General features: G+C 65.7%; 16 protein-coding genes, 1 tRNA gene and 1 other RNA gene. 6 read left to right on the forward strand and 12 right to left on the reverse strand.

Annotated elements, in window-relative coordinates; genetic code table 11:
- Positions 1–9: 9 nt before the first annotated feature.
- Both ffs and cutA read right to left on the reverse strand, forming a co-directional pair.
- Positions 10–106, reverse strand: an RNA gene (gene ffs, locus QFZ33_RS04470) — signal recognition particle sRNA small type.
- Positions 107–178: 72 nt separating this feature from the next.
- Positions 179–502 (reverse strand): divalent cation tolerance protein CutA, encoded by a 324-nt coding sequence (gene cutA, locus QFZ33_RS04475; protein WP_307025217.1) that lies wholly within the window; start codon positions 500–502, stop codon positions 179–181.
- A gap of 156 nt (positions 503–658) precedes the next feature.
- Here cutA and QFZ33_RS04480 point away from each other — a divergent pair.
- Positions 659–746 (forward strand) — tRNA-Ser (locus tag QFZ33_RS04480).
- A 69-nt stretch (positions 747–815) separates the two neighbouring features.
- Here QFZ33_RS04480 and QFZ33_RS04485 read toward each other — a convergent pair.
- On the reverse strand, positions 816–1724 hold the full coding sequence (locus QFZ33_RS04485; protein ID WP_307025219.1) for an oxygenase MpaB family protein: 909 nt from the start codon (positions 1722–1724) through the stop codon (positions 816–818).
- Between the two features lie 547 nt (positions 1725–2271).
- On the opposite strand from QFZ33_RS04485, the gene QFZ33_RS04490 reads away from it, so the two are divergent.
- Both QFZ33_RS04490 and QFZ33_RS04495 read left to right on the forward strand, forming a co-directional pair.
- Positions 2272–3924: a M23 family metallopeptidase gene (locus tag QFZ33_RS04490; protein ID WP_307025221.1), complete on the forward strand. Its 1653-nt coding sequence runs from the start codon at positions 2272–2274 to the stop codon at positions 3922–3924.
- A gap of 617 nt (positions 3925–4541) precedes the next feature.
- Positions 4542–5453 (forward strand): phosphodiesterase, encoded by a 912-nt coding sequence (locus tag QFZ33_RS04495; RefSeq protein ID WP_307025223.1) that lies wholly within the window; start codon positions 4542–4544, stop codon positions 5451–5453.
- A 60-nt stretch (positions 5454–5513) separates the two neighbouring features.
- Here QFZ33_RS04495 and QFZ33_RS04500 read toward each other — a convergent pair whose 3' ends face one another.
- Positions 5514–7100: a stealth conserved region 3 domain-containing protein gene (locus tag QFZ33_RS04500; RefSeq protein ID WP_307025225.1), complete on the reverse strand. Its 1587-nt coding sequence runs from the start codon at positions 7098–7100 to the stop codon at positions 5514–5516.
- Between the two features lie 159 nt (positions 7101–7259).
- The gene (locus tag QFZ33_RS04505) at positions 7260–8189 is read right to left on the reverse strand and encodes a hypothetical protein (RefSeq protein WP_307025228.1); all 930 of its coding nucleotides are present in this window, start codon (positions 8187–8189) and stop codon (positions 7260–7262) included.
- 148 nt (positions 8190–8337) lie between these two features.
- Between QFZ33_RS04505 and QFZ33_RS04510 the strand changes: the two genes are divergently transcribed.
- Both QFZ33_RS04510 and QFZ33_RS04515 read left to right on the forward strand, forming a co-directional pair.
- The gene (locus tag QFZ33_RS04510; protein ID WP_043417724.1) at positions 8338–8637 is read left to right on the forward strand and encodes a type II toxin-antitoxin system VapB family antitoxin; all 300 of its coding nucleotides are present in this window, start codon (positions 8338–8340) and stop codon (positions 8635–8637) included.
- Positions 8630–9304 carry a LytR C-terminal domain-containing protein gene (locus QFZ33_RS04515; RefSeq protein WP_307025231.1) on the forward strand — a complete coding sequence of 225 codons (675 nt, stop codon included), beginning with the start codon at positions 8630–8632 and terminating at the stop codon, positions 9302–9304. Before QFZ33_RS04510 ends, QFZ33_RS04515 begins: the two co-directional genes overlap by 8 nt.
- A gap of 33 nt (positions 9305–9337) precedes the next feature.
- On the opposite strand, the gene QFZ33_RS04520 is transcribed toward QFZ33_RS04515, so the two are convergent.
- Together QFZ33_RS04520 and QFZ33_RS04525 are read right to left on the reverse strand one after the other, a co-directional pair.
- A complete protein-coding gene (locus QFZ33_RS04520; RefSeq protein WP_307025233.1) occupies positions 9338–9988 on the reverse strand; it encodes a TetR/AcrR family transcriptional regulator in 651 nt (216 codons plus the stop codon).
- A gap of 106 nt (positions 9989–10094) precedes the next feature.
- Complete coding sequence (locus QFZ33_RS04525; protein ID WP_307025235.1) at positions 10095–10811, reverse strand: DsbA family oxidoreductase; 717 nt, start codon at positions 10809–10811, stop codon at positions 10095–10097.
- A gap of 174 nt (positions 10812–10985) precedes the next feature.
- Here QFZ33_RS04525 and QFZ33_RS04530 point away from each other — a divergent pair, with 174 nt between their 5' ends.
- Positions 10986–12032: a glycosyltransferase family 4 protein gene (locus QFZ33_RS04530; protein WP_307025237.1), complete on the forward strand. Its 1047-nt coding sequence runs from the start codon at positions 10986–10988 to the stop codon at positions 12030–12032.
- Positions 12033–12129: 97 nt separating this feature from the next.
- Here QFZ33_RS04530 and QFZ33_RS04535 read toward each other — a convergent pair whose 3' ends face one another.
- The 5 genes from QFZ33_RS04535 to QFZ33_RS04555 form a co-directional block, all read right to left on the reverse strand.
- Positions 12130–12255: a hypothetical protein gene (locus tag QFZ33_RS04535; RefSeq protein ID WP_307025239.1), complete on the reverse strand. Its 126-nt coding sequence runs from the start codon at positions 12253–12255 to the stop codon at positions 12130–12132.
- A 31-nt stretch (positions 12256–12286) separates the two neighbouring features.
- On the reverse strand, positions 12287–13321 hold the full coding sequence (locus QFZ33_RS04540) for a Gfo/Idh/MocA family protein (protein ID WP_307025241.1): 1035 nt from the start codon (positions 13319–13321) through the stop codon (positions 12287–12289).
- Positions 13322–13325: 4 nt separating this feature from the next.
- Complete coding sequence (locus tag QFZ33_RS04545; RefSeq protein ID WP_307025243.1) at positions 13326–14216, reverse strand: TolB family protein; 891 nt, start codon at positions 14214–14216, stop codon at positions 13326–13328.
- A 129-nt stretch (positions 14217–14345) separates the two neighbouring features.
- Positions 14346–15347: a sugar phosphate isomerase/epimerase family protein gene (locus QFZ33_RS04550; protein WP_307025245.1), complete on the reverse strand. Its 1002-nt coding sequence runs from the start codon at positions 15345–15347 to the stop codon at positions 14346–14348.
- Position 15348: 1 nt separating this feature from the next.
- A complete protein-coding gene (locus QFZ33_RS04555; RefSeq protein ID WP_307025247.1) occupies positions 15349–16572 on the reverse strand; it encodes a Gfo/Idh/MocA family protein in 1224 nt (407 codons plus the stop codon).
- Positions 16573–16580 lie beyond the last annotated feature (8 nt).

A 16580-nucleotide genomic window follows, 5' to 3' on the forward strand; every position in this document is an offset into this window, starting at 1 on the left:
TGACATTAAATAAGAGACCCCTCATGCACCCGCCAGAGCCCATCTACCCTTGCTACCTTCCGGTCCTGGGGGAGTTCAACAGGATGACGCCACATGAGGGGCCGTCAGATACTTTACCCGAACTTTGGGCGTGGCCCGAATCGGCTTTGATGGGGCAGCGGCGGGCGCCGCCGTCGTCTTAGCGGTGCCCGTTCACAGGCCAGCTCATGAACGCCGGCTCCTCATAGGGGTGGGCCCGCCGCAATCGCTGTACGACGGCGTCGAGCATGTCCTCTTCCACGATGCACTCGACCCGGACCTCGGAAACCTCTTCCGGCTCGCCGGCCGTGCCGATGTAGGGCCGGGCCCCGGGTAAGGGGGTAAAACGTCCCGTTCCCGGCGACGTGAAGGAGCAGTGCGAGTAGTCGCCCAGCCTGCCGGCGCCGGCATCTCCGATGGCGGTGCGCACCGCCTCGGCGTGGGAATCGGGGACGTACACCACGAGCACATGCAGCTGGGACATGGCACCATCCTGCCATTCGTTTCGGGGCGTCCCTGCGCCTTGGCTGGCCGCGCCACAACAGCCCTCGAGGAGGCCTGGGCGGGGGTGGATCCGGCCGATTGGGAGATGCCGGAAACTTCAGGTATTCTAGTATCTGCTTTTGGTTCAAGAGCAGCTGGAGAATTCGCCTAGCGGCCTATGGCGCACGCCTGGAACGCGTGTTGGGTTAACGCCCTCGGGGGTTCAAATCCCCCATTCTCCGCCATTGGGAAACCCGGTTCTGACATCGTCAGGACCGGGTTTTCTGCTTTCCTGCCCCGGTTGCGGGATGGAGTTACGTCACGCCCAGCCTCTGGAGCCGCTCGCGGGCGGCTAGCTGGCTGGGGCTGGCCGGCCCCAGTGCGAGGCGCACTACGGCGAGGGTTGCCCGGGCGGCCAGGCTCACTGGCAGCGGCAGGGGGCCCAGCCGGGCAGTACGCATGCCAAGCAGCCGGCGGTAGTCAGGCTCCAAACTCAGGACGGCGGCCTCGAACAGCACTCGGTAACCCGGTTTCAGCAGGGGGTGTAGGGGTGGATTCCTGATGAACGCGACTGTTTCGGCGACCCGTTCATCGCAGCGGAGAGTGCCTGCGGCAGACCATTCTGCGAGCTCCCGGACGAGGGCGGCCTTGCTCTCCGGCGGGGATTCCACTCCCATGAGCCTGCCCGCCTGCGCCCACTCACGCACGTAAGCATCCGGGCCGCCCGGAATGGGGCCGTCCCACAGTTCATGAGTGCGGAGAAATGAGTCCGTGAACGTGATGTGCACCCAGCGGAGCAGCTCAGGATCGTTGGCGGAGTACTTCTGGAGGGTGCCGTCGCCATCGACATACTTGCCGTTAACGGATTCGTGCAGCCGGACCACCCTCTCGGTTGCCGCCCGGGCTTCAGCCGTGGACCCGTACGTGAGGGCGTGGATCCAGGCAGTGGTTCGGGCCAGCCGGCCCAGGCTGTCCTCACGGAAATTTGAATGGTCGTGGACCCCGGCGAGGACTGCGGGGTGAAGTGTCTGCATCAACAGGGACCGTATGCCGCCGACGATGGTTGGCACGCCGCCATGGACGGCCCAGACCGCAGAGCCGGGGAGGAAATACCCGGGATCGTCGCCCTGGGCAAACTTCCGGGACCAGTCCGGCAGTGCATCCGGGCTGCCGGTTAGAGTGCGCTTCAGTTCCGCCTGCCATTTCCTCAGGAAAGTCCGCATATTTCATTCTCGCGCGCCGAAGCGGGCCGGTTAAGCGGAAGAACCAATCTATATCTGCGGCATCATCAAGCACCCGTCCTAGGCTGGCAGCAAACAGGGGGCGGCCGGCGCAACAGAGGGCGGACATGTCGACGAGGCCGGACACATCACCGCACACCTCGATTATCAGAAGTTTTCCCGCCTGGCCGGCGGAAAGCCCTAACCCTGCTGCGCCCCGACATGGAACGCGCCGCCCTGGCAGCTCTAGGCGACGTGAAGTCTGGGGCCTGTGGCCCCACCGCAGGGGATATCGGCGGCCCTCGAAGCGTCCGAGCAGCGCTGGGGACTGGTGGCCCAGATGGCACAGGCCTCGGGGAGACGCGCCGCCTCGTCGTTCCTTCCCGTCAACCGTGCAACCAGTACTAAGGCAGCACTCGTTAAAAGCCTATGGATCCGTGCTGGCTGACCCCCCAGTTTTAGGGGTTTCGCCGCTCTTGAGCCTGTGGCCACAATGGAGGACACGCTCGTCGAGATAGGAGTTTGACGGGTACTGATCCAGGAGAATTCTGTGGCAAATCACGGGCGACACAAGCACGCACCGAGGGTGATCGGCCCGGGCCGGATCGCCTTGCGGAGCCTATCCGCGGCGGTGGTTGTCGGCTTCTCCGTCTTCGCTTTCGGATTCCAGGGACCGGCCATGTCCATCCAGCAGCCCGTGGGTGCTGCCGTCCCAATTGCACCTCCCCCGGGAGTCGTGGGTCCGGAGCTCCTCGATCCCGACACCACCCTGCCTGCGTACCCGATCAGCGGGTCCAGCATCGCCGCGCCGGCGAAGGCTCCCACCGGACACACCGTGTCCAACTCCAAAGTCAAGGCAACCAAGACGGGCGCCGCCAAATCTCCGGGTGTGGCCTCCACCGCGCTGAAGCGGCCCGGAGCCGGCTTCCTCATGGCGCCCTTGGAAGACCTCACGCCAAGTTCCCCGTTCGGCCTGCGGCACAGCCCGATCACCGGCGAGTCGGGTGAATTCCACTGGGGGCAGGACTACGCAGCCGCCTGCGGCACCCGCGTTTACGCAGCCGACGGCGGCGTGGTCCGGGCCGCCGGCTGGCACCCCTGGGGCGGGGGCAACAGGGTGGAGATCGACCACGGCAATGGCCTGATCACCACGTACAACCACCTGCAGGGCATCGCCGTCGAAAAGGGCGACCAGGTTCGGGTAGGCGAGATCATCGCGGAGGTGGGCACCACCGGATCCTCCACCGGCTGCCACCTGCACTTCGAGGTCATCAAGAACGGACAGCACGAGGATCCCCTCAAGTGGACCCTGCTGCCCATCCGGCAGACCGACCAACTGACACCCGCTGTGTTTACCAGCTTCGCAGGCGGCGCTGCCAGCACGTACGGGTGGGCGATCCCTAACATCCCGGGCAACAGCGGGCCGGGCAACACCGACGACGGCCTGACACCGGTGACTGCAGCTGCAATGGCCTACCCTCGCGCCGGCCGGGCAACTGCTGTGCGGCCCACCTTGATCGCCAGTTCATCGTTCTCCGGTTCCTCTTCCTTCAGCCCAGCGGAAACATCGACCGCTACTACAAGTCCTCAACCGACGCCGCCAAAGCTCACGCCTCCCGCGACAGCCAAGCCCAAGCCGGCCCCGAAGCCTACTCCGACCCCGAAGCCTACTCCGACGCCGAAACCGGCTCCCGCGCCCGCTCCCGCGCCGTCCACTGTGACACCTGTGCCGCCGGCTGACCCGCCCACCGAGCCGGTAGTTCCGGCCGTGCCTGAGCCACCGGCACCGGCCGAGCCCGCGCCGCCGCCCACCGAGTCGTCGCCGCCGGCTGACCCGCCGCCCACCGAGCCGGCAGTTCCGACCGAGCCCGCGCCACCGGCACCCTCCGAACCGGTCGTGCCCTCCCCACCGATCACGAGTTCCGGACCTGGTCCAACGGAAGCCGCACCGGTAGTGCCTGCACCGGTAGTGCCTGCGCCGGTAGTGCCTGCGCCGGTAGTGCCTGCGCCGGTAGTGCCTGCGCCGGTAGTGCCTGCGCCGGTAGTGCCTGCGCCGGTAGTGCCGGCACCGGTGCCAGTTCCCCCTTCGGCACCGGCAACCGCCACATTGCCAAGTGCTGCGCCCATCGAGGATGCTGCCGTGGCAGAAGCGAAGGCAGCAGCGGAAGCTGTGCCGACCGCGGAGCCCGCGGCGGCGCCGTAAGCGGTAGAGGGCAGCCGCTGTCAGGCTGTTCGCTCACCGGACAAATCCAACTGGTCAGGAGGTCAGGGAATGCTACGGAAGCCGAAGCCGTTGTCATTAGTGACAGCCATGCACCCGGCGAGAGAGCACGATGTGACTTCCCTCCAAACGATTCCGCCGACACCCGACGGAACCCGCCCGGGTTTCGGTTGCCCTTCGGGGGATGCGGTGCCGGGAGCGGACGCATCCTCCGAGTGCGGATGTGCGAGCTCTCCCTGGTCTACTGGACGCTTGCCCCGCGCGCTGCAGTGCGCCGGCGTCCTCCTTTCACGCAGCCTGAGGCGCGGTAAGCCGGGTACGTTCCGGAAGAGCATTCCGCCCGGAACAGCCGGCGGACTTCCGTCTCCGCGGCTATCTCTGCAAATCAAACAATGCGCGGCAAACTAACGAAGCGGTCATCGGGGGATGGCCGTCAAAGGAAACGAAAGCGAGGAAGGTAGCCGAAAGCGACGGCGGTGTTGTAATTTTTCAACATGCCAACTCCCGTTTCCCCATAGTTCGCTTCTTATCTGGTTGGATGGAACGTACTTAGAGGGACACAGGAGGCGCCCCGCTTCCTAACTACCGCGAAGGCAGCAATGGAGCTCATCGAGGCCGAGCATCCCCGGCCACGCCATTTTCTACTCCACCTGAGTGACCCCCACCTGTTGGGAGGTCCAGACCCCCTATACGGCGCCGTTGACAGCGAAGCCCGCCTGATCCAGCTTTTCGGCGAGGTCCAGGCCTCTGGTGCCCGCCCGGAAGCCGTGATTTTTACCGGCGACCTAGCAGACAAGGGCGACCCCGAGGCCTACGCCAAGCTCCGAGCGATCGTAGAACCTGCATGCCAGGACCTCGGCGCCCAGGTCATCTGGGCCATGGGCAACCACGACAACCGCGCCAACTTCCGGGCGGGCCTGTTCGACCAACCGGGCAACGACGATCCCGTTGACCACAGCTACTACGTCAACGGGCTGCGGGTCATCACCATGGACACGTCCGTGCCTGGCTATCACCACGGCGAACTCAGCGACAACCAGCTGGACTGGCTAACCGGGCAGCTGGAGACCCCCGCGCCGGACGGCACGATCCTGGCCCTGCACCATCCGCCTGTTCCATCGGTACTGGACCTCTCCGTGCTGGTGGAACTCCGCGACCAGGCGTCCCTGGCGGCCGTGGTCCGGAACTCGGATGTCCGCAGCATCCTGGCCGGCCATCTGCATTACTCCACGACGGCGAGCTTCGCCGGCATCCCCGTTTCCGTGGCCTCAGCCACGTGCTACACCCAGGACCTGAACGTTCCGCAGGGTGGCACCCGAGGCCGCGACGGCGGGCAGGCCTTCAACCTGGTGCACGTGTACGAGCATACGGTGGTGCATTCAGTGGTGCCGCTGGGCGCCACTCCCACCGTCGGGGAGTATGTCACGCCCGAGGAGACGGAACGCCGCCTGGCTGCAGCCGGGATCCGCATCCCCGAAGGGGCAAAGCGTCCCGTGCTCACGCGGAAATAGGGAGCACAGACAGAAGAACCCCGCCGGTGATCCGGTGGGGTTCCTCTGCGATTTAGGAGCCTACTTTTCCCAGGGCGCCTTGATGGGGTAGTACTTCTCCAGGAAATCCGTGACAAGCCCCGCCCGCTCATCGGCTGGGACCTCCGGAAAGCTGCCGTCATTGAGGCAGAAGAAGTCCATGTTGCGCTTGGTCAGCAGCTTGGGCAGGTAGTTCAGTCCCGACCGGAGCGTGGTGTCCACGTACCTCACCTTGGCCGCCGTCTGGGTCACGGCCCGCCCGGTCAGCAGTGCGTAGTAGTGGTAGAAGGAATTCGTGACGGAGATGTTGTCTGCGGCCCGGAACGTGCTGGCAGCGGTCTTCGCGAACTCCGCGGGGAACTCCTGCTCCATCTGGGCTACGAGGCTCCGGCGCAGCGGCGCGGCCGAGTGTTCCAGGTGGCGCGTGGTGATCCGACCAAAGCGGTTCCAGAGCAGCTTTCGGTTGACCCGGGCCGCGTTCTCGAAGCCGCTGCGTTCGGCGTCGTTTTCGCCGAGGCCGATGCGGGTCTCCGCCTCGATGAACTTGGTGATCCCACCGGGCGTGAAGAACATGTCCGGGCCCACCGGCCGCCCGAAGAACATGTCGTCGTTGGAGTAGAGGAAGTGCTCGGAGAGGCCTTCGATGTGGTGCAGCTGGCACTCCACGGCCTGGGAGTTGTGGGTGGGCAGCACCGACGGGTCGGCGAAGAACTCCTCGCTCCGGACGATGGTCACTGACGGGTGGTCGGCCAGCCATTCCGGCGCGGGGGAGTCGGTGGCGATGAAGATGCGGCGGACCCAGGGGGCGAACATGTAGACCGACCGGAGCGCATATTTGAGCTCGTTGATCTGCCGGTAGCGCGCCTCGTGGTCGTCACCCTCGCCCAGGACAGCTCCCGCCATGCGGGCGCGGCGGGCGGCGATGTACTCCGGGGAGCTGCCGTCCACCCAGGAGAAGACCATGTCGATGTCGAAGCTGATGTCGCTCGCGTGGTCAGCGAACATGTTCTCGATGGTGGGCCAGGTGTGGCCGTAGCGCTCCACCGTTCCGCGGACGGCGTCGTGGGCCATCATGGTGCGGCGGGTCAGGGAGTTCTCGATCGGCAGGATCACTTCGTTGCCCAGGAAGCTCCACAGCTCCACCTGGACGCCGGCGGACGCACCGAATTCGAAGCCGCCCTCGGGTTCAACCCGCGGGCGGTACAGCCGGAAGATGCGCGCCTGCCGGTTGACGGAGAGCTCGCCGTCGGCCACCAGGACGGACGTTTTCTTCTTCGCGTCCACGGTCATGGAGTAGAACGGCTCGTTCCGGCACGCGTCCACGAGGGCGGACCGCAGCTTCTTGCGGTCCTTCCAGTCAAGGGCGATCACGGGACGGTCGTTGTTGCCCCGGACCAGCAGGTAATCCAGCCCGGTCGCGTCCAGCACGTTCCGCAGGAAGAGCAGGTCCTCCACCATGGCCTGGTAGGGCGTCCGGGTGTCGTTGATCAGCGCATACCGGCCTGATCGTCGGACGACGTCGGGGCGGTGTTTGAGGCGCGCCACAGCCGCCGGCGACGTTGCTTCCGCGAGTGCGGGTACGTCCTCGGACGCCTGACCGCCGTAGTAAATGTCGTCCTGAACCGTCACGTCGGTAATGGTGTTTCTCCCATGCTGCTAGGGGTGAAGTCTTACTTGCATGATAGTCCTGCCGGGAAAACATGCCGGGCAGGCGGCCGGGCGGTGGCCCCGCCTGTATGGTCTGGCCATCTGGGCTATGGTCTGGCCACCTGGGCCGCGGCAGCGGGCTTAGTCAAGGAGAGCCTGCCGCCAGCTGGACAGAAACGCCGCCCCGGCGTCGTCGTGAATGACCGTTTCCTGCAGGCCCAGGTCGGCGGCGGTGAGGACGTCGTAGGGCTTGGCCGGGACGCCGTCCGCAGGTCTGACGTCGACGTGCTTCACGGCGTGGTCGTTGTGGTGCAGCCAGTCGGCCATGGCGTAGTCCGTGCGGGAATCGCCGACCGTCCGCCACGCCTGCGGCGTGATGCCCTGGGCCGCCAGCAGCTCCACAGCCCGGCTCGCTCCGAGGTCCTTGCCCAGCCGCACCGATTCGATGTCCGTGGAAATGATGGTGGGGTCCACGCGGTAGTCGATCTCGTCGTCGGAGTTGGGTGCATGGTGGTCCAGCCGCACGACGCCCAGGCCGTGGCGCTCCATCAGCTCCATCGCCTCGGCATCAAACAGCTTCTGCTCGGCGAGGTACTCACTGTTGGGCACCTCAATGTGCTGCTCCACCGACACCATGGCGCGCTTGGTTTCGTCGAAGAACATGTGGGCCGAGTAGTCCTCGGCCACCATGCGCCGGACGTCGTCGCCGTAGGCTGCCGGCACGGCAAGCTCGTGGTCCACGTGGATGGGTCCGGGGCCGGCCGCGGTGTAACTGAACCACACCGCACCTTTCTCGCAGATGGCGTGGATCAGCGTTTCCCCCGGCATTCCGGCGGCGATCATGGGCTCCATGACCTGCTTACGGATGAATGCATCCGAGCGCCCGGTGTTGAAGATGACCGGCACTCCGGCGTTCGCGAGGGCCACCAAATCGGCAATGATTTCCGGTTTCACATCCCGGGTCACCGGGCTGGCAACCGGGCCGTCAACGTCCAGGAGTAGTGCCAGGGCGGGTGTCGACGGCGTGTGTGCGCCGAACCCCGGGGCGGCATTCGCAGTAGGTGCAGTCATGGCTCCATTCTGTCAGCCGACACCGGCCAATCCGCCCGGACCGCCGGTGGCGGCCAGCATGTGACACATAGTTACTGTTTGGCTACAACCTCCCGCGGCGCGCTGATTCCACATTCCCTTGAACCGGCCAGTTGCTTACGCTTGCAATGTGATATTTAAAGCTGTGGGCGAGGGACGCCCTTACCCCGACCATGGTTTCAGTACCCCCAAAGACTGGGCGGCCCTTCCGCCCCGTCCCGTGCGGCTGGATGAACTTGTGACCACCAAGCGGACCCTGGATCTTGAAGCGCTCCTTGCCGAGGACTCCACTTTCTTTGGGGACCTGTTTCCCCACGTGGTGCAGTACCAGGGCACCCTCTATCTGGAGGACGGCCTGCACCGGGCGGTAAGGACTGCACTCCACCAGCGCACCGCTATACATGCAAGGGTGCTCGTGATCGATGGCTAGAAAACCCAAAGACGTGACCGTCCTCCACGGTCACCGCGTGATTAGCGGCCCGGAGCTCAGGGCCACGTTCGTCGAGGACGACGGGAACGTGGAGAACCCCGGCCGCCTTCGCCGCCGGATCCTGCACGGTGGGGTGCTCGTGCTGCTGCTTGGCCTCATTGTTGCTGGGATCATGGGGGCAATGGGTGTGATGAGCGGGCAGATCAAGTTCCCGTCCGCTATCCAGGCCCAGGAGAACTCCTCCGTCTGCCCGGCAACAACCTTCGATTACACGCCGCCCGCCAAGGTGACGGTGAACGTCCTCAACGCCACGAGCCGCAATGGCCTGGCCAAGGCGGCAGCCAATGAGTTCAAGGGCAGGAAGTTTGTTCTCGGCAAGGTGGCCAACACGGAAACCGGCTACCGCGGCGTGGCGGCCATCGTCTCTGGTGCTGCCGGACAGGCGGCGGCCTTCACCGTCCAGCGGAATCTGCCTGGCTCGGACTACTTCCAGGACGGGCGCAAGGACTCCAGCGTGGATGTGATTCTGACTGGCGACTACCGCGGCCTGGTCAAGCCGCAGCTTGTTGACCAGACGCCGGGCAAGCTCAGCTGCCCGCGGGAAAGCCGTCGCGTCGCCGACGATTCTCAGTGGCCAGTCATGCCCACCCAGAGCGCCAAGCCCTGAGCTTGGCAGCCTGAGCTTTTGGCCGGCTGATCCTTAGCCGGCCGCAGCGGCCGGCGGCTGCGGGCGGACGGGGCGGCCGCCGTCGTCGAACCTTGCCCCGGCGCCCAACTGGATGAAGCGGACGGTCCGCGAGATCCTTTCCTCCAGGTCCCTGGAGGCGTCGCCGCCGCGGGCCGCGCTGGATGAGAGCGTGCCGTGGATCAGCTGCGCCTGCTGCAGCGGATCGGCAACCGGGAAGTAACCCTGGTCCATGCCGTCGCGAAGAATGTCCTGCAGCATGTCGCTGAGCCCGCCCACGTGGTCGGCCAGCTTGGCGAACGACGCGGGCGAGAGGACGGCGCCCATGGCCGGGCCCGGCGGCAGATGCCGGCGGCTGAGATCCTCCACCTGGGCCCGCACGTAGAGGGCCAGCCGGTCCACCGGATTGTCCAGCCGGGCCAGCGACTCCCGCAGCCCGGTCAAGAACCGTTCCGTCTCCACGAGTGCGTAGGCAATCAGGAGCTCTTCGATGTCGGCGTAGTAGTTGTAGACAGCCGTGCGGCCAATCCCTGCGTGCCGGGCGACGTCGGTCATAGTGAGCCCGGGCAGCCCGTGCGAGAAGAGAAGCTCACCGAAGGCATTCAGGATGCGGCGCTGGGTCTCGGCGCGCTGCGCAGCGTTGCTGGGGGCCGAAATCCGAGGCATAGGGACACTTTACCGCCATCTGTCACCAAACCGTTCCGAGTTTTTGTACAGATAATGGGCGCTGAATGCCCTTCAGGGGACGATATCTGTACAAAAACTCGAAGAGCTAGACGGGGCAGCCGTCCGGGCCGCATGCCTCTGCGTTTGTCGCTTCTGCGCCGGCTTTGTCGCCGACCATCACCAGCGGGTGCGATTCTTGCCAGGCCTGTTCGAGGGCCATGGTGAAGCTCGCCGCGGGCTGGGCTCCGGACAGCCCGTACTTGCGGTCGATCACGAAGAACGGAACGCCGCTGATGCCCAGGGCGCGGGCTTCGGCGAAGTCGCGGCGGACGTCGTCGGCATACTTGTCGGTGCTGAGCAGCTCGGCAACGTCGCCAGCGTCGAGGCCCAGATCCGCGCCAACCGACGCGAGATAGTCAGGGCCGCCGATGTCCTTGCCGTGCTCGAAGTGGTCGCTGAGCAGCCGCTCCTTGGCCGCATCCTGCTTGCCGTGCGCGGCAGCCAAATGGATCAGCCGGTGGGCGGTGAAGCTGTTGGCAACCACGACGGCGTCGAACCGGTAGTTGAGGCCCTCGCCTTTCGCCTGGGCTGCTACGTGGTCGAACATCTGCGTGACCTGGTCGGGGGCCATGCCCTTGCGCTTGCTGAGATAGTCCAGTTCCGTGCCGTCGTAGTGCTCGGGCACGGTCGGGTCCAGCTGGTAGCTGCGCCATTGCACCTCCACCTGGTCGCGGTGCGGAAACTCGGCAAGGGCGGCCTCGAACCGGCGCTTGCCGATGTAGCACCAGGGGCAGGCGACGTCTGACCAGATCTCAATCTTCATGCCTGCGACAACTTCCGGGCTTTCCCGGGAATTCCTGCGCGGACAGTTGCTTTGGTCACTTGCCCTGCGGGCGGCTGCTGAGCCGCCCTCACGCAGCCTTGTCTGGTGGCAGGCCCGGCCATATTGTTTGGACTAACTCCCGGCGGTCAGGCCGTAACTTCGTGGGAGGCTCAAGTGCGTATTGGATTGATATCGGCACCGTGGATCCCGGTTCCGCCGCCCGGGTACGGCGGCACAGAGCGGGTGGTGGACAGCCTTGCGCGCGGATTCGCCGAAGCCGGGCATGAGGTCCTGCTTGCCGCGCCTTCCGACAGCACCTGCCCGGTTCCGCTGGCCCCGCGAATGCGCCCCTCGGAACCGATGGACATGGGACTCGCATTGTCGGAGCTGAGCCACATCGTCAGGGCCTACGACGGCATGGCAGGCATGGACATCATCCACGACCACACCATGAGCGGACCGCTGTATGCCCACCGTCCGGCCGGAGTCCCGGTGGTCACCACCATCCACATCCGCCTGGCTCCGCAGGCCGTGGACCTGTACACCGCCATTGGAAAGACCACCGGCATCATTGCGATCTCCCGTGACCAGGTGAGCCGTTCGCCGGAGGTCCCGGTGACGAAGGTGATCCACCACGGCATGGATGTGGCGTCAGTTCCCGTGGGCCAGGGCAACGGCGGTTACCTGTGCTTCCTCGGACGGCTGTCGCCGGACAAGGGCATCCTCGAAGCGATCCAGATTGCAGGCGCCGCGGGAATCCCCCTGCGCATCAGCGCCCGGATCCAGGGACCCGAGGAGCAGGGCTATTTCGACGACGTCGTCAAGCCGGCGCTGGGGCCTGATGTGGAGTTCACAGGGCCGCTGTCCGACGCCGAGAAATACGAACTTGTCGGTGGTGCGCTAGCATTCCTGAACCCGATCCAGTGGCCCGAACCGTTCGGCCTCGTGATGATTGAGGCACTGGCCACCGGAACGCCCGTCGTGGGGACCCCTGCCGGTGCTGCTCCGGAAATCGTGGACCACGGCATCACGGGTTACCTGGGCAGCGTCGGCCAGCTCGCTGGGTTCGCCGCCGAAGCCGCGGGCCTCAGCCGGGAAGCCTGCCGCGCCTCGGCGGAGCAGCGCTTCAGCTCTGCCCGCATGCTGGCCGACCATCTGGCGCTCTATGAACAGATTCTCGGCGGACAGGTCCCGGAAGAGTTGGGTCGGCCCAACGGGTAGGCGACGCATGCGTGGGGGTGGAGTTTTTGTACAGATAATGCCCTCAAAAGGCCCATCAGAGCACGATATCTGTACAAAAACTCCAAGGAGGGCGTGCTTAGCCGGCAGCCGTCCGGAGGTACTCCCTGATGCTGTCGACCACCAGCTGATGGTCGTCGTCGGAGGACAGCCCGGATACATCGTGGTGGTCGAATGCCGGGAAGAGGAGTTCTTCCTCGTGCACCTGCAGTTCGGCGATCCGGGACTGGACCGTTTCAGTCCTTGGAGGTTCCTTCCGGTGTGGCGTCGGCGTCGTAGCTGAGGCCGATCTGGCGGCGGATCTCGTCCATCGCGGCCATGACAGCTACGCTCTCGCTCGGCGGCAGAATCGTGCCCGCGGTGGCGCCTTCCCTGATGAGGCGTTCCATCTCGGCCGCCTGGTATTGCATTCCCCTGCTGGTGACGGGCTGATCGAACCGCTCCAGGACGTGTCCCTGGTTGTCGAACCGGGTGAATGGCGTGGGGTTGTACCAAGTGGACTCGATGTCGATCCACCCTTTTGTCCCGATGATGGCGGCGCGGTTATTTGAAGCAATGTCCAGGGCACAGTCCACGAGCGCCTGCTGTCCGTCAGGGTACTCGAAGATTGCTGCCGTCTGCCGGTCCACGCCTGTCGCCGTCATCGCGGCGCTAGCCCGGATGCTGAGCGGTGCGCCGAGGACATCGAAGACAAAGGAAACGGGGTAGACGCCGAGGTCCAGCAGCGCACCGCCGCCCAAGGCAGGATTGTTCAGACGGTGGGCAGGGTCCTTGGGCAGGTCCTGGTTGTGGCTGGCCGTGACCTTCCGGATTTCCCCGAGCGAGCCCTCCTGAATGATTTCGCGGAGGCGGATCATGTGGGGGAGGAAGCGGCTCCACATGGCCTCCAGCGCTACGAGGCCCTTGGACTCGGCCAGGTCAACTATCTCCTGGGCTTCGCGGGCGTTGATGGTGAACGCCTTCTCCACCAGAACGTGCTTTCCGGCATTGAGGGCGAGCAGCGCGTTCGCATGATGGAAAGGATGTGGCGTGGCGATGTAGACGACGTCCACGTCCGCGTCGGCCACCAGTGCTTCGTAGCTGTTGTGGGCGGTGGGGATGCTGTATTTCTCACCAAAGGCCTTGCTGGATTCCAAGCTGCGGGAGCCGACGGCCTGGACGGTGAATCCATTCTCGATCAGGTCCTGTGCTTGCAGTCCGGCGATGAAGCCCGTGCCGAGGATTCCCCAGCGGATGTGTCCGTCGGAAGTGCCATTCGGGTGGTTGGTCACGTGCTTAGTCCTTTGCGGGGGTGGAGTTGGCGATCGGGTAGGCCACGTAGGCGAGGCGGGCGGAGTCGGGCGACCAGCTGTTGACGTTGAGCGTCCCCTGCCCGCCGAAGACGGGCCACGTGTGGAGCGGCGCTGCCCAGTCATCCGTGGAGACAACTACGACGTCGACCGGCAGGTCGGCCGGGTGCCCTTCGGTGCCGCTGGGGAAACGGATGTAGCTGGCCAGGCGGCCGTTGGGGGACAGATGCGGGAACCAGTCGACGGTGTGGCTCACCAGCAGCTGCTCCGGGTTGCTGCCGCCCGCGGAACGCACGCGTGCCAGCTGCGCGTGGCCAGGCTGGCTGGTGAAGGCCTCGGTATTGAAATACAGCCATTCGCCGTCCGGAGAGTACTCGGGCCCGTCGCAGTGGCCGTCGACGCTGATGGGCGTGGACGCGCCGCCGCTGGCCGGGACGGTCATGAGCCTGCCCGGCTGGGTGAAATCGCCGGCCTCGATGCCCACGTAGGCCAGTTCCTGGCCGTCCGCGCTGACGCCGTGGAGGAAGTGGAAGAAGCCATCGTCTTTGGTGACGCGCGTAGCTTGGCCACCGCGCAGGGCTGCACCGTAGATGTGGCCGTCGTTGGCCGAGAGGAAGATGTGCTCGCCGTCGGGGTCGAGGACATGGTCGTTGTTGAGGTCGGGGATTCCGGTGAGCGGGACCTGGCTGATGGTCCGGCCGGCAAGGTCGAAGGTCCACAGCTTCCCGTCGCCGTTGAGGACCAGCGCTTCGCCGTTGAGCGTCCAGTTGGGCGCCTCCAGGAGTATGTCCTCGGTGGCGAAGACAAGTTCGCGCTCGCCGGTGATGGAGGCAATCCAGACCTCACACCGCTGGCCGGGCTGAAGCGTGCGGATCATGGCGCCTTCCTCTCGGTTTGGAAGTTCAGTTCCCTGCCGGGGGATGTTCCGTGGAGTCTTGTACAGATATCGTCCCCCAAAGGAACTTTTGCTCGCGATATCTGTACAAAAACTCCAAAGGGAAATCGGTCAGTCCTTGCTGCTGAAGGCGGCGTCGAAGGAGGTGTTTGAGGCGGGGAAGTCGAACTTCTTCAGCGTGGCGAGGGCTTCGGGGGCGCCGTGGAGGCGGTCCATGCCGGCGTCTTCCCATTCCACAGAGATCGGGCCGGTGTAGCCGATCGCGGTGAGGGCTCGGAAGGAGGATTCCCAGGGGACGTCGCCGCGGCCGGCAGAGACGAAGTCCCAGCCGCGGCGGGGGTCGCCCCAGGGCAGGTGTGAGCCCATGACGGTGTTCCGGCCGGTGGGGCGGAGCTTGGTGTCCTTGCAGTCCACGTGGTAGATCCGGTCCTTGAAGTCCCAGATGAAGGAGACGGGGTCGATGCCCTGCCACATGAAGTGGGAGGGGTCCCAGTTCAGGCCGAACGCTTCACGGTGCCCGATCGCTTCGAGGGTGCGGACGGTGGTCCAGTAGTCGTAGGCGATTTCGGAGGGGTGGACCTCGTGGGCGAACCGGACGCCGCATTCGTCAAAGACGTCCAGGATGGGGTTCCAGCGGTCGGCGAAGTCCTGGTAACCGGCGTCGATGACCTTTTCCGGCACAGGCGGGAACATCGCGACGTACTGCCAGATGGAGGAGCCGGTGAATCCGACGACGGTGTCCACGCCGAGGGCTTTGGCGAGCCGGGCGGTGTGTTTCATTTCCTCGGCGGCGCGTTGGCGGACGCCTTCGGGGTCGCCGTCGCCCCAGACCTTGGAGCCGACGATGGCTTCGTGGCGGAAGTCGATCGGGTCATCGCAAACGGCCTGGCCCTTGAGGTGGTTGGAGATCGCCCAGACCTTGAGGTTGTACTTTTCCAGGACGGCGAGTTTGGAGTCGACGTAGCCGGGTTCGTCCCAGCGCCAGGCGTCCAGGTGATCCCCGGAGACGGCGATTTCCAAGCCGTCGTAGCCCCAGCCGGAGGCCAGCCTGGCGACTTCCTCGAAGGGCAGGTCGGCCCACTGGCCGGTGAACAGGGTGTACGGGCGGGGCATGTCAGGCTCCTTCGGTAGCAGTGTCGGCCAAGGGCGCGGCGGCTGCCTCGCCGGTGGGCTGGACGAGTTGGATGGTGGCGCTTTTGGCTGCCGCTGACTCCTCGACGGCGGCGAGGACGCGCTGGACGGTGAGGCCCTCCTCGAACGACGGCGACGGCGCCTCGCCGGTGCCGATCGCGGCCAGGAAGTCGCGGATCTCGTGCGTGAAGGTGTGCTCCCAGCCGATGATGTGGCCCTGCGGCCACCACGCTTCCAGGTAGGGGTGTTCGGGCTCATTGACCAGGATCCGGCGGAAGCCCTGCTCCCGCACCGGCGCCGTGGCGTCCAGGAAGCCGAGTTCGTTCAGGTTCTCCAGGTCGAAGAGGATGGTGCCCTTCTCACCGTAGATCTCCAGTTTCAGGGCGTTCTTCTGCCCGGTGGCCACCCGGGAGACCTCGACGGAGGCGACGGCCCCGGAGGCGAGGGACAGCGTGACCCAGGCGGCGTCGTCGACCGTCACTTCTTCCGGCCCGTGCTTTCCCGGCCGGACCGGAGTGAAAGTATGCAGCCGGCCGGAGACCTCGGTGACGGCGTCCCCGAGCAGGAACAGGACCTGGTCGATCGCATGGGACGCGATGTCCCCGAGGGCACCGGACCCGGCGGTTTCCTTGTTCAGCCGCCAGGTCATCGGTGACTCCGCGTCGGCGAGCCAGTCCTGCAGGTAGGCCGCGCGGACGTGGCGCACCGTGCCAAGGCGGCCTTCCGCGATCAGTTCCCGGGCGAGTGCCAGGGCGGGCACGCGGCGGTAGTTGAACCCGACCATGGACTGCACACCACGTGCGCGTGCCGCCTGAGCCGCGGAGGTCATGGCCTCGGCCTCTGCAAGGGTGTTGGCCAGTGGCTTCTCCACGAGCACGTGCTTCCCGGCCTCGAGGGCGGCGATGGCGATCTCGGCGTGCATCCAGCCCGGGGCGCAAATGTCCACGATGTCGATGTCGTACCGTTCCAGAACAGAGCGCCAGTCCGTCGCGGACTCGGCCCAGCCATACTTTGCCGCGGCCGTGGCGACCTGGCCGGCATCCCGCCCAATGAGCACTTTCTGTTCGAAGGCCGGGACGTCGAAGTATGACGCGACGTTCCGCCACGCGTTCGAGTGGGCCTTGCCCATGAAGGCATAGCCGATCATCGCCACACCCAAGGGGCGCTTGGCACCCGGCGGTGTACCGGGGGATTCGTGGGAAGTCATTGGTATTC

The organism is Arthrobacter globiformis, assembly GCF_030815865.1.
Classification (GTDB): Bacteria; Actinomycetota; Actinomycetes; order Actinomycetales; family Micrococcaceae; genus Arthrobacter; species Arthrobacter globiformis_B.